The sequence below is a fragment of the Bacillus sp. SIMBA_154 genome (assembly GCF_046536015.1).
Taxonomy (GTDB): Bacteria; Bacillota; Bacilli; order Bacillales; family Bacillaceae; genus Bacillus; species Bacillus pumilus_P.
The window spans coordinates 1-245 of the sequence record NZ_JAWJBV010000540.1; the positions used below are offsets into that span (position 1 = coordinate 1).

The 245-nt window shown below is 43.3% G+C and carries 1 protein-coding gene; it reads right to left on the reverse strand.

The genetic code is table 11. The features are described 5' to 3' along the window. The coding region (locus R0K30_RS23085) for a phosphopantetheine-binding protein (protein ID WP_410613314.1) at positions 1-245 on the reverse strand (245 nt) is incomplete at both ends.

Below are 245 nucleotides of genomic sequence, written 5' to 3' on the forward strand. Positions count from 1 at the left end.
GTAGTGTATGCCAGATCCCGTAAAACGACGCTTTCCGATTGGCCGGCTTCCATCACTTCATTCGGGAACATGTTTCTTATCGCTCCGGCATATTCCTTCAATAAGTATTCAGTAACCGCTTGAATGGAGGGGCAATCAGTTAATTCATACATCGTGAGTTCAATATGAAACATTTCGTTAATAAAATCCGCCATCCGGCTTAATTCCAAAGGCCCTACGCCAAATTCACTCAGGTGATCAGAAAT